12 protein-coding genes are annotated in these 12,083 nt (G+C 72.2%); 1 reads left to right on the plus strand and 11 read right to left on the minus strand.

Annotation, left to right across the window (positions count from 1 at the left end; all coding sequences use genetic code 11):
* Positions 1 to 99 precede the first annotated feature (99 nt).
* The 10 genes from BLW57_RS12790 to BLW57_RS12835 all read right to left on the minus strand — a co-directional run bounded on the left by BLW57_RS12790 (position 100) and on the right by BLW57_RS12835 (position 8,855).
* Positions 100 to 744: a hypothetical protein gene (locus BLW57_RS12790; RefSeq protein WP_093474480.1), complete on the minus strand. Its 645-nt coding sequence runs from the start codon at positions 742 to 744 to the stop codon at positions 100 to 102.
* Between the two features lie 35 nt (positions 745 to 779).
* Entirely contained in the window at positions 780 to 1,355 is a 576-nt protein-coding gene (locus tag BLW57_RS12795) for a GNAT family N-acetyltransferase (protein ID WP_093474482.1), read from the minus strand.
* Positions 1,333 to 3,591 carry an MMPL family transporter gene (locus BLW57_RS12800; protein ID WP_093474483.1) on the minus strand — a complete coding sequence of 753 codons (2,259 nt, stop codon included), beginning with the start codon at positions 3,589 to 3,591 and terminating at the stop codon, positions 1,333 to 1,335. Before BLW57_RS12800 ends, BLW57_RS12795 begins: the two co-directional genes overlap by 23 nt.
* Positions 3,592 to 3,794: 203 nt before the next feature.
* The gene (locus BLW57_RS12805) at positions 3,795 to 4,106 is read right to left on the minus strand and encodes a hypothetical protein (protein WP_093474485.1); all 312 of its coding nucleotides are present in this window, start codon (positions 4,104 to 4,106) and stop codon (positions 3,795 to 3,797) included.
* Between the two features lie 167 nt (positions 4,107 to 4,273).
* Positions 4,274 to 5,788: an Asp-tRNA(Asn)/Glu-tRNA(Gln) amidotransferase subunit GatB gene (gene gatB, locus BLW57_RS12810; protein WP_093474486.1), complete on the minus strand. Its 1,515-nt coding sequence runs from the start codon at positions 5,786 to 5,788 to the stop codon at positions 4,274 to 4,276.
* Positions 5,789 to 5,804: 16 nt separating this feature from the next.
* Positions 5,805 to 6,044, minus strand: a complete 240-nt coding sequence (locus BLW57_RS12815) for a hypothetical protein (RefSeq protein WP_073889792.1) — start codon at positions 6,042 to 6,044, stop codon at positions 5,805 to 5,807.
* Entirely contained in the window at positions 6,041 to 7,546 is a 1,506-nt protein-coding gene (gene gatA / locus BLW57_RS12820) for an Asp-tRNA(Asn)/Glu-tRNA(Gln) amidotransferase subunit GatA (protein ID WP_176985926.1), read from the minus strand. Before gatA ends, BLW57_RS12815 begins: the two co-directional genes overlap by 4 nt.
* Complete coding sequence (gatC, locus tag BLW57_RS12825; protein WP_073889789.1) at positions 7,543 to 7,839, minus strand: Asp-tRNA(Asn)/Glu-tRNA(Gln) amidotransferase subunit GatC; 297 nt, start codon at positions 7,837 to 7,839, stop codon at positions 7,543 to 7,545. Before gatC ends, gatA begins: the two co-directional genes overlap by 4 nt.
* A 114-nt stretch (positions 7,840 to 7,953) precedes the next feature.
* Positions 7,954 to 8,448, minus strand: coding sequence for a cupin domain-containing protein (locus BLW57_RS12830; protein ID WP_093474490.1), 495 nt, complete (start codon positions 8,446 to 8,448; stop codon positions 7,954 to 7,956).
* A 35-nt stretch (positions 8,449 to 8,483) separates the two neighbouring features.
* Positions 8,484 to 8,855 (minus strand): DUF4267 domain-containing protein, encoded by a 372-nt coding sequence (locus BLW57_RS12835; RefSeq protein WP_093474492.1) that lies wholly within the window; start codon positions 8,853 to 8,855, stop codon positions 8,484 to 8,486.
* Between the two features lie 97 nt (positions 8,856 to 8,952).
* Between BLW57_RS12835 and BLW57_RS12840 the strand changes: the two genes are divergently transcribed.
* Positions 8,953 to 9,576: a TetR/AcrR family transcriptional regulator gene (locus BLW57_RS12840; protein WP_093474494.1), complete on the plus strand. Its 624-nt coding sequence runs from the start codon at positions 8,953 to 8,955 to the stop codon at positions 9,574 to 9,576.
* Positions 9,577 to 9,668: 92 nt separating this feature from the next.
* Here the strand turns inward: BLW57_RS12840 and BLW57_RS12845 are convergent, their stop codons facing one another.
* The gene (locus tag BLW57_RS12845; RefSeq protein ID WP_093474495.1) at positions 9,669 to 11,900 is read right to left on the minus strand and encodes a putative bifunctional diguanylate cyclase/phosphodiesterase; all 2,232 of its coding nucleotides are present in this window, start codon (positions 11,898 to 11,900) and stop codon (positions 9,669 to 9,671) included.
* Positions 11,901 to 12,083 lie beyond the last annotated feature (183 nt).

The raw sequence follows: 12,083 nt of genomic DNA on the forward strand, positions 1-12,083 counted from the left end.
TGTTCGGGCCGCCGGAGGGCCGTACGCGCGCGTAAGGGGCCTCAGGGCGTCCGTAAGGTGCTCACGGATTCCCTAAGGCCCCTGTCGTCCCGGGGGTTCTCAGCCGGCCGAGGGCAGGTTGATCAGCGCGTCGCAGTACTTCAGGACGGCCAGCAGCAGGCCGATGACACCGAGCGAGACGCCGGCCCAGGCGACCGACTTGATCCAGGCGGCCTGCGGGCGGCCGGGCGCGCCGAAAGCGGGCCGCGCGAGCACGACCACGCCGGTGATCAGCGCGGTCAGCGCGAACAGGCCGGCCCACAGGGCGGTGGTGTGCCAGGAGTCGGCGTAGACCTCCTTGAGCTGGGTGGCGACGCTCGCACCGGTCGAGGTCCGCAGCTGTCCGACGAGCTGTTCACGGGCTCCGGCGACGGTGCCGATCCAGCCGCCGGTGAGCGAGACCAGGCCGAGCGCGGCGGAGACGACGGCAGCGGCGCCCTGGCCCACCCCGGAGGGGCTCCGGCCCTCCGCGCCGGCGGCCGGGGCGGCCTCGTCCTCGCCGGTCACCTCGCCGCTCTCCTCGCCGGTCTCCTCCTCGGTCCGCGCCGTGGCGTCGGCACGGGCGTCGGCCGTTCCGGCCGCGGCGGCGTCCGGGCCCTTCGTCCCGGGTGTGCGTTCCTCTCCTGCGGTGCCGGCCTCCGCCGGGGTCCCGTCGCTGCGCGCCGCGGTGCCGGCCCCGGCGCCTTCCTCTGCCTTCGTTGCCATGCCCGGCACCGTACGGACGCTGTCTGAGAGGTCTCTTAATGATCGCCGCGCGCGCCACGCGCGCGGGCCTCACGCCACTCGGGCGCCAGCACCGACCAGATCTCGGTGCTGGTCCGCACACCGCGGTGCGGATAGTTCTCACGGAGCAGTCCCTCGCGGGTCATGCCGAGCCGCCGGGCCACCTTGATGCTGGGCTCGTTGACCGAGGAGACGTGCCACTCCACCCGGTGCATGCCGCGTTCCTCGAAGGCCCAGTCGAACAGCACCCGCATGCCGCGCGTGACGAGCCCCCGCCCGGCCGCCGACGGCTCCAGCCAGCAGCCCGCCTCGCAGACCCCGCTCGGGGTGTCCCAGACCCGGAACAGCAGCCCGCCGACGAGCTTCCCGTCCAGCCATATCCCGTGCAGGCTGCCCGCGTCGGCACCGCGCTTCTCGGCGTACGACGCCAGGAAGGCGCGCGCGGACTCCAGGTCGGTCACCACGTCCGGCAGTCCGATGTGCCGGCCGATGAACTCCCGTCCCCGGTCGATGTCGGCCAGCAGTTCCTCGGCGTGCCAGACCTCCAGGGCACGCAGTTCCGCGCCGTCGTCACCCAGGGATATCGCGTACATCGTGCTGCTGCTCCTCCCGCAGTTCCTCCACCGAGACGCTGCCGAGCCTCTCATGCGCGGCCCGGCACTCGGGCGGCTCGATGCTGATGCGGGGCAGACGGCGCTCCAGCCAGGCGGGCAGCCACCAGTTGGCGGCGCCGAGCAGGTGCATGAGGGCGGGCACGAGCAGGGTGCGCAGCACGAAGGCGTCGAGTGCGACCGCGGAGGCCAGGGCGATGCCGAACATGGCGATCACGCGGTCGCCGCTGAGCACGAAGGCGAGGAAGACCGAGATCATGATGACCGCGGCGGAGTTGATCACCCGGCTGGTCTCGGCGAGGCCCACGCGGACGGCACGCCGGTTGTCGCCGGTCTCCAGCCACTCCTCGTACATCCGGCTGACCAGGAAGACCTGGTAGTCCATGGAGAGCCCGAAGAGCACCGAGACCATGATCACCGGCAGGAAGGGCTCGATCGGGCCGGCACGGCCGAGGCCGAGCGGTTCGCTGCCCCAGCCCCACTGGAAGACGGCGACGACGACGCCGAACGCGGCGGCCACGGCGGCGACGTTCATCACGGCGGCCTTCAGCGGGATGCCGAGCGACCGGAAGGCGACCAGCAGCAGGAGGCAGCCGAATCCGATGACCACGCCGACGAACAGCGGCAGCTTGCCGATGATCACCTCGGCGAAGTCGTCGTAACCGGCGGTCACTCCGCCCACCTGGACGTCGAGGGAGGTGCCGGTCTCCGCCCGCGGCAGCACCTTGGTGCGCAGCCGGTCCACGAGGTCGCTGGTCGCCTCCGACTGGGGCGCGGTGGTGGGGACCACGGTGAGGTGGGCGATCCGGCCGCCGGAGGCGAAGACGGCCGGGGTGACGGAGGCGACGCCCCGGGTGGCGCGCAGCGTGGTGTCGAGGCTGTCCAGGGCGAGCTTGTCGTCGCCGCCGTCCACGCGGGTGACCAGGGTGAGGGGCCCGTCCACACCGGGACCGAAGCCCTCGGCGAGCAGGTCGTATGCCTTGCGGGTGGTGGAGGCGCGGGGGTCGTTGCCCTGGTCGGAGGTGCCGAGGTGGAGGGAGAGGGTCGGCGTGGCGAGCAGCGCGACGACGGCGACGGCCAGCGAGCCGAGCAGCTTGGGGCGGCGCTCGACCAGCGCGGACCAGCGGGCGGCGAGGCCGGTGGGCAGTTCCGGGCGCGGTCCCCGTTCGGCGAGCCGGCGCCGCTCGCGACGGCTGAGGGCCCGCGGTCCGATGTACGACAGCAGGGCGGGCAGCAGGGTCACGGAGGCCGCGACGGTGAGCACGACCGTCAAGGAGGCCGCCACGGCCACCCCGTTGAGGAAGCCCAGCCGCAGTATCAGCATGCCCAGCAGGGCGATGCACACCGTCGCACCCGCGAAGACGATCGCGCGCCCGGTGGTGGCGACGGCGCTCTCGGCCGCCTCGGTGACGCTCAGTCCGCGTTTCAGGCCGCGCCGGTGCCTGGTCACGATGAAGAGCGCGTAGTCGATGCCGACGCCGAGGCCGATCAGCATGCCGAGCATGGGTGCGAAGTCGGCGACCGTCATGGCGTGTCCGAGCAGCCCGATGCCCGCGTAGGCGGTGCCGACGCCGACCAGCGCGGTGGCGATCGGCAGCAGCGCGGCGGCGAGCGAGCCGAAGGCGAGGAGCAGGACGACGGCCGCGACGCCCACGCCGACCACCTCGGCGGTGTGGCCGCGCGGTGACTCGGTGACCTCGACGGCGCTGCCGCCCAGTTCCACCTGGAGCCCGTCGCGCTCGGCGGCCTTGGCGACCCGCACCACGGACCGCGCCTCGGACCTGCCGATGTCCTCGGCCTGCTGTGCGAAGGTCACCGTCGCGTAGGCCGTCCGGCCGTCCTCGCTGATGCGGTGGGTGTCGTGGCCGCCGTGGCCCGGGTGCCTGCGGTGGCCGCCGTAGGGGCCGGACACCGAGGCCACGCCGGGCAGTCCGGCGATCCGGTGCAGGGTGCGGGTCATGGTCCGCTCGACGCCGGCGGCGCGGACGCTGCCGTCCGCGGTGCGCCAGACGACGGTGTCGCTGTCGCCGCCGAGGCCGGGGAAGCCCTCCTGCAGCAGCCGGGCGGCGCGTCCGGACTCGGTGCCGGGGACCCCGTAGTCGTTCGAGTACGCCGAACCGGCCACGGCGGCCGCCGCGGTGACTCCGCCGAAGGCGAGGAGCCACAGCAGGACGGCGATGAGCCGGTGGCGGACGCACCAACGCGCGAGGGCTGCCACGGACGTGCTCCCGGAGGACTATTTGTGGATCTTTGACCGGGAACGATCGTCCGTAAACTGAACAGCCCGCAAAGAACGCATGAGCAATCGCAGGACACTCTTGCAGGCGAAAGAGATCGTTTGCCGTTTTCGTGGGGTTGTTCACAGGAGTGGGAGGGGCGTCACAGGACAGTCCGGCGAACTCTGTCACCCCCACGGGCACTTCAGTCGAACTGGTCCCCGAGTGCCATGACCATCGTCCCCACGATCAGCAGCCACAGGGCCCTGCGGGTACGGCCCTTGGCACCGAGGAACGCGGCGAGGGCGCAGACGGCGGCACCGAGGGCGTAGGCGGCGGGCACGCGGGCCGGGGCGGTGCCGGTGAGGCGCAGCAGGGCGGCGGCGAGCCCGGCGAGGCCGAGGAGCGCTCCGGAGCCGGCCGCGGTCCAGCGGGCCCGGCGGGCGTCTTCGACGTACTCCTCTTCCCCGTCCTCGGATATCGACGGTTCGGTGCCGGAATCGGTGCGTCCTCTCATGGCGGGCGAGCGTAGCGCCCCTGCCGTGGCGGGCCGGGTGCGGGGGCCGCGTCCCGGCCCGGTCGGGAGCACGGCGGGCAAGCCGGGCGGCGGCCCGGCGAGGCCGCGGACGACCGTGCGGCCCCGCAGGACACGTCCTGCGGGGCCGCACGGCGGATGCTCGGGGTTCAGCCCTCGCTGACGCCCAGCTTCTCCAGGATCAGCTCCTTGACGCGGGCCGCGTCGGCCTGGCCGCGGGTGGCCTTCATGACCGCGCCGACCAGGGCGCCGGCCGCGGCCACCTTGCCGCCGCGGATCTTGTCCGCGACGCCCGGGTTGCCGGCGATGGCCTCCTCGACGGCGGCGGTCAGCGCGCCCTCGTCGGAGACGACCTTCAGACCGCGCTTGTCGACGACCTCGTCCGGGGTGCCCTCGCCCGCGAGGACGCCCTCGATGACCTGGCGGGCCAGCTTGTCGTTCAGGTCACCCTTCGCGACCAGCTCGGTGACCCGGGCCACCTGCTGCGGCGTGATCGCCAGCTCGTCCAGCGTGCGGCCGGACTCGTTGGCGCTGCGCGCGAGTTCGCCCATCCACCACTTGCGGGCGGAGGCCGCGTCGGCACCGGCGTCGATCGTGGCGACGATCAGGTCCAGCGCGCCGGCGTTGAGGATCGCCTGCATGTCGGTGGCGGAGATGCCCCACTCGGCGAGCAGCCGGGTGCGGCGGGCCAGCGGCAGTTCGGGCAGCGCGCCGCGGATCTCCTCGACCCACTCGCGGGAGGGCGCCACGGGGACGAGGTCCGGCTCCGGGAAGTACCGGTAGTCCTCGGCCTCTTCCTTGACGCGGCCCGAGGTCGTGGACCCGGTGTCCTCGTGGAAGTGGCGGGTCTCCTGGATGATCGTGCCGCCCGAGGACAGCACGGCCGCGTGCCGCTGGATCTCGAAGCGGGCCGCACGCTCCACGGAACGCAGCGAGTTGACGTTCTTCGTCTCGGAGCGGGTGCCGAACTTCGTGGTGCCGTTCGGACGCAGCGACAGGTTCACGTCGCAGCGCATCTGGCCCATCTCCATGCGGGCCTCGGACACGCCGAGGGCACGGATCAGCTCGCGCAGCTCGCGGACGTACGCCTTCGCCACCTCGGGGGCGCGCTCACCGGCGCCCTCGATCGGCTTGGTGACGATCTCGATCAGCGGGATGCCCGCGCGGTTGTAGTCGAGGAGGGAGTGCGAGGCGCCGTGGATACGGCCCGTCGCGCCACCGACGTGCGTCGACTTGCCGGTGTCCTCCTCCATGTGGGCGCGCTCGATCTCCACGCGGAAGGTTTCGCCGTCCTCCAGCTGCACGTCGAGGAAGCCGTTGAAGGCGATCGGCTCGTCGTACTGGGAGGTCTGGAAGTTCTTCGGCATGTCCGGATAGAAGTAGTTCTTCCGGGCGAACCGGCACCACTCGGCGATCTCGCAGTTCAGCGCGAGACCGATCTTGATCGCGGACTCGACGCCGGTCGCGTTGACGACCGGGAGCGCGCCGGGCAGGCCGAGGCAGACCGGGCAGGTCTGGGAGTTCGGCTCCGCACCGAGCGCGGTCGAACAGCCGCAGAACATCTTGGTGTGGGTGCCGAGTTCGACATGGACCTCGAGGCCCATGACGGGGTCGTACGACGCCAGCGCGTCCTCGTACGACACCAGGTCGGTCGTGGTGGTCACGGTGAAAACTTCCCTCTCAGCCCAGCAGGACGTCGTCGTCGCCCAGCCGCTTCAGCTCGCGGTAGAGGATGGCGAGGCCGGTGACGATGGCGACGGCGGACACGGTGGCGTCGATCAGCCGCAGCGTGTCGTGCTCGGCGCGCGCCTTCTTGATCTGCTTGGCCACACCCAACGCGCCGAAGGCGGTTCCGGCCATCGACAGGTACGTGCCGGACTTCGACTTCTTGAAGCCCTTGGCCTTGTTCAGTGCGCTCACAGCGACGGAGCCTCCTCGATCAGCGGGTGCCCCCACTTTTCCACGAAGGCGGCCTCGACGGCGGCGCCGACCTTGTACAGCCTGTCGTCCTTCATCACCGGGGCGATGATCTGCAGACCGACCGGGAGGTTGTCCTCCGGGGCGAGGCCGCAGGGCAGGGACATGGCCGCGTTGCCCGCCAGGTTGGTCGGGATGGTGCACAGGTCCGCGAGATACATCGCCATCGGGTCGTCGGCACGCTCGCCGATCGCGAAGGCCGTGGTCGGGGTCGTCGGGGAGACGATCACGTCGACCTGCTCGAACGCCTTGTCGAAGTCCTGCTTGATCAGCGTACGGACCTTCTGGGCGCTGCCGTAGTACGCGTCGTAGTAGCCGGAGCTCAGGGCGTACGTGCCGAGCATGATGCGGCGCTTGACCTCGGCACCGAAGCCCGCCTCACGGGTGAGGGAGGTGACCTCCTCGGCCGAGTGGCCGCCGTCGTCGCCGGTGCGCCGGCCGTAACGCAGGCCGTCGAAGCGTGCGAGGTTGGAGGAGCACTCGGACGGCGCGATCAGGTAGTACGCCGACAGCGCGAGGTCGAAGGACGGGCAGTCCAGCTCGACGATCTCCGCGCCCAGCCCCTTCAGCAGCTCGACGGACTCGTCGAAGCGCTGGATGACACCGGCCTGGTAGCCCTCGCCGCGGAACTGCTTGACCACACCGACCCGCATGCCCTCGACGCTGCCGTTGCGCGCGGCCTCGACGACCGGCGGGACCGGGGCGTCGATGGAGGTGGAGTCGAGCGGGTCGTGCCCGGCGATGACCTCGTGCAGCAGGGCCGCGTCCAGGACCGTACGGGCGCAGGGGCCGCCCTGGTCGAGGGAGGACGAGAAGGCGACCATGCCGTAGCGGGAGACCGCGCCGTACGTCGGCTTCACGCCGACCGTGCCGGTGACGGCGGCCGGCTGGCGGATGGAGCCGCCGGTGTCGGTGCCGATGGCGAGCGGGGCCTGGAAGGAGGCGAGCGCGGCGGACGAACCGCCGCCGGAGCCGCCGGGGATCTTGGTGAGGTCCCAGGGGTTGCCGGTCGGTCCGTAGGCGCTGTTCTCGGTGGAGGAGCCCATGGCGAACTCGTCCATGTTGGTCTTGCCGAGGATGACGACGTCGGCGGCCTTCAGCCGCTTGGTGAGCGTCGCGTCGTACGGCGGGATCCAGCCCTCGAGGATCTTCGAGCCGACGGTCGTCGGCACGCCCTCGGTGGTGAAGATGTCCTTCAGCGCGAGCGGGACGCCGGCCAGCGGGCCGAGCTTCTCGCCGCGGGCGCGCTTCTCGTCCACGGCGCGGGCCTGGGCGAGGGCGCCCTCACGGTCGACGTGCAGGAAGGCGTGCACCTTCTCGTCGACGGCCTCGATCCGGGCGAGGTGGGCCTCGGCGACCTCGACGGCCGTCAGCTCACCGGAGGCGATCTTCTCGGCGGTCTGCGCCGCCGTGAGCTTGATGATGTTGCTGTCCGTCATGGTCAGTCCTCCCCCAGGATCTGCGGCACCTTGAAACGCTGCTGCTCCTGGGCCGGGGCGCCGGAGAGCGCCTGCTCGGGGGTGAGCGAGGGACGGACCTCGTCCGCCCGCATGACGTTCGTCAGCGGGAGCGGGTGAGAGGTCGGCGGTACGTCCTGGTCGGCGACCTCGCTGACGCGGGCGACCGCGCCGATGATGTCGTCCAGCTGGCCTGCGAAGTGGTCGAGTTCTTCGGGCTTCAGCTCCAGACGCGCCAGCCGGGCGAGGTGGGCGACCTCCTCGCGCGTGATGCTCGGCATGCAGCGATCCTCTGGGGTGAGTGTGTGTGGTTTGGGGCCAATCCTATGGGGCGAGGCCCCGTGCCCGTGAAACGGTTTGCCCGGGCCCCGTCCCGGGGGACGCCGCCGGGCTCCTCAGCGGTGCCGCCCGTCCCAGGACTCGCTGCGCAGGAAGTGGTTGTCGTACAGCTCCTGGACCTCCAGCAGGCTCTCCGGGGTGACCTCGCCGAGGCGGATGCGCCGCAGGTGGCGGAAGTACTCGAAGCGCTCGACGCCCGGGGTGATGACGATCAGGATGTCGGCCGTGCTGCCGGGGGCGGCGGCGAAGGCGTGCGGCCGGTCGGGCGGCACGACGACCAGGTCGCCGGACCGGGCGGTGACGACGTCGTCGCCGGACAGCAGCTCGGCCTCGCCGTCGAGCAGGAAGAACATCTCCGCGGAGTTGCGGTGCAGGTGCGGGCGGGCGCCGTCGGCGCCCTCCGTGAGGGTGACCCGGACGGTGGACAGCGCGCCTCCGCTGGCGCTGCTGTCGGCGAGCAGCTTGACACTGGTGGGCGCTCCGCCGACCACCTCGGCCTCCGCGTCACGGACGAGCACGGTGTCGTCGAACTTCGGGACGAACAGCGACATGGTGGTTCCCCCCTCTGGGTGTCGTCCGGCTGTCGTCAGACCGCGAAGAGCAGGCCGGCACTGATCAGTACAACGATCGCGGTGGCGAAGTGGATCCCGAAGGCGACGGCTTTCGTGCCGCCGTTGCGCAGGACTATCAGCGTGTCGCCGAACGGGACGAGGGCGACGGCCAGCATGAACCAGGCCTCGGCGTGCGCTCCGGCGAAGGCCAGCACGGCGAGGCCGGCCACGCCGAGGGTGCCGTCGCGAAGCCCCTTGACCGACAGGTAGGCGCCGGCGTCGCCGTGCGGGTCGGCCGGGGCGCCGTAGCCGGTGGCGGCGGAGCCCGGCTGGAACAGGAACCGGTAGCCGAGGAACACGCAGAACAGGTCGAGCAGAACGGCGAGGGTGTACGCGGTGACGGTCATGTCTGTTTCTCCTCTTACCTGTTTCTAGCAGTGCTAGGGACAAGAGCGAAGCTAGCAGAGCAGCGACAGATTGTCTAGCGCTGCTAGAATCCAGTACGTGTCGATCCAGACGCGCCGGGAGCGCGAACGAGCGGAACGCGAGCGGCTGATCGTCACGGCCGCACGGGAGCTGGCCGAGACCGAGGGCTGGGGCGCGGTGACGACCCGCCGACTGGCGGCCGAGATCGAGTACAGCCAGCCGGTGCTCTACAGCCACTTCGAGGGCAAGGGCGCGATCATGACGGCCGTCGCCCTGGAGGGGTTCGGCGAGTTGGCGGCCGAGCTGCGGACGGCGCGGACGGGTGCGCGGGACAGGCGGGGGGCGCTCTGGGCGGTCGCGGCGGCGTACACGTCCTTCGCCGGGCGGCGGCCCGCCCTCTACGACGCGATGTTCACCCACCTGGTGGACCTGCCGTCCGCCACGCAGGGGGCACCGGCGCCGCTGTGGGAGGCGTTCAACGAACTGCTGTGGGCGGTGGAGCCGATCGCGGTCGGCGACGACGACCCCGGCCCGCTCACGGAGACCTTCTGGGCGGGCCTGCACGGTCTGGCGACCCTGATGCGCAGCGGCCGCCTCCCTGAGCCCACCCACGAACGCCGCCTGGCCCTGCTGGTCGGCCACTTCGCGGGGCGCGGCCGAGGCTCGGCGGCCCGCACGCACAGCGGTGGCTCCGCTTCATGAGGGGCGCGCCGCACAGGTCGGGAGACAGCCGGCCGGCACCTCGTCGGTACCGAGGGCGGCCTGACGCGGCCGGCCGGCCGGCTGAAGGAGCGTTACTCCGCGGCCGGCAGGGCCGCTCTCGGGCGCTGCCAGCCCCGGGAGCCGCGGGCCAGCAGCCAGGCCGTCGTCTCCTCCGGCGGCATCGCCGCGGCGACCAGCCAGCCCTGTACCGCGTCGCAGCCGAGGTCCCGCAGCCGCTCCCAGGTCTCGTCGTCCTCCACACCCTCGGCGACGACGAGCAGGCCCAGCGAATGCGCCAGGTCGACGGTGCAGCGCACGATCTCCGCGTCCTGGGCGTCGACGGCCAGACGGGCCACGAAGGAACGGTCGATCTTCAGCTCGCTGACGGGCAGCCGCCGCAGATGGACCAGCGACGAGTACCCGGTGCCGAAGTCGTCCAGGGACATCTTCACTCCGTGGCCGGTGAGCCCGGCCAGCGTGTCGGCGGCGCGCTGCGGGTCCTCCAGCAGGACGTGCTCGGTGATCTCCAGCTGGAGCGCCCCGGCCGGGACCCCGTGCCGGGCCAGCCGTGCGGCGACCGATCCGGCGAAGCCGGGCGTGTGGACGTCGCGCGGGGACACGTTGACCGCCACCGGGACGTACAGGCCCTGCGCGCGCCACCGGGCGACCTGCCCGAGCGCGGTCTCCAGGACGTACTCCGTCAGATGGGGCATCAGACCGGAGGACTCGGCGATCGCGATGAACTCGTCCGGCGGAACCTTCCCCCGCTCCGGGTGCACCCAGCGCACCAGCGCCTCCAGACCGGCGACCTGGCCGTCGAAGCGGACCTTCGGCTGGTAGTGCAGCTGCACCTCGTGCGCGTCCAGCGCCCGGCGCAGATCGCCCAGCAGGCCCAGCCGGTCCGGGGTGTTGGAGTCCCGCTTGGACTCGTACACCTCGACGCCCGTACGGTCCCTCTTCGCCTGGTACATCGCCACATCGGCCCGGCGCAGCAGCCCTTCGGCGTCCAGGGCGTGGTCCGGGAATACGGCGACTCCGGCGCTGGCCTCCAGCACGAGGGTGAGTCCGTCGAGATCGAGCGGGGAGCTGAGCTCGGTGACGAGCCCGCGGGCGACCCGGGTGGCCGAGGTGGTGGAGTCGGCGACGGGAAGTAACACGGCGAACTCGTCACCGCCGAGTCGCGCGGCCTCCGCCCCGCGCGGCAGGGCGAGCCGCAGCCGGTCGGCGATCTGCAGCAGCAGCCGGTCACCGGCGAGATGGCCCAGGGTGTCGTTCACCGAGCGGAACCGGTCGAGGTCGATCAGCATGAGGGCGGAGCGGGCGCCGATGCGTTCCGCGTCGTCGAGCGCGGTCCAGATCCGCTCCAGCAGCCACTGCCGGTTGGGCAGCCCGGTGAGCGGGTCGCGCAGCTGCTCCTCGGCGCGGGCGCGGGCCATCCAGAGGGTGGAGTCGAGGGCGATGAGCGGGATGGCGAACAGCGGCAGCAGGATCGGCTGCGCGTCCGCGACGACACAGAGCAGGGGCGCTATGCCGAGCAGGGCGACGGCGACGAGGCCCTGTCTGACCAGGGTGGTACGGGCGACGGTGGGCACCTTGCCGCGCGGGGCGTTCAGGTACCAGAGCAGACCGCGGCTCACCGCGAGGTAGGCGCCCGCGACGAGTACGAACGCGGGGGCGGTCGTGAGGCTCCAGCTGTCGGGCCGCCAGGGCTCCTCGACGCTCGGGACCCGGCCGAACGCGCCGAGCAGCAGGGCGCCCGCGGCGATGCCGAGGATGTCCACCGCGCCGTGCAGGACGCCCTGCCGCCAGCGGTGGCGCCGGGCGATGCCGACGAGGACGACGACGGTGAGGCTGACCATGCCGGCGGACACCCAGCCGTACAGCAGCAGCACGGCCAGGGTGAGGGCGGCGCCGGACCCGGTGCCGCCCACCCAGCGGGCGCGCCCCAGCATGACGAGGTGTCCGACGATGAGGCCGGTCAGCAGAGCCAGCGACAGGCCGACCGTGTGGCACGGGAAGAGGGCGTGATGGCCGGTGAAGGCACGGTAGAAGCCGGCACCGAGGACGAGCCCGGCCGCGGCCACGACCGCCGAGGGCGGCGTGGGCCAGGACGGGTGCCGTGCGGAGTCGGCCTCGGTCAGGCCGGGGGCGGGCTCGATGGCCAGGGGTACCGGGAGGTGCGGTTCGACGGTGGTGCCGGGTGCGGTCGGGCGCGGCGGGCCGCCCGTCCGTCCTTCGTGCCGACCCGTCCACCGGCTTCCCCGCCACGCGTCGGCGCGACGGCGCAGCCATGAGTCCGGGGCGGCGCTCTCGGTCGGTTCCATTCCCGTCCCTCTCACAGCCGGCGGTGCCCACGCCACGCGGTCCGATGTCCGACAGCCATCAGCAGCTCCGCGTCGAAGAAACCCTCCCCGCGCCCTCACAGGGCGCGGGGATGCCCCAACCGCAGCCGGGCACGGCAGGCGCACATCTCAACAGTAGGCCGCGGAAGGCTTCCTCGGGCACCG

Source organism: Streptomyces sp. 1222.5 (genome assembly GCF_900105245.1).
GTDB lineage: Bacteria > Actinomycetota > Actinomycetes > Streptomycetales > Streptomycetaceae > Streptomyces > Streptomyces albidocamelliae.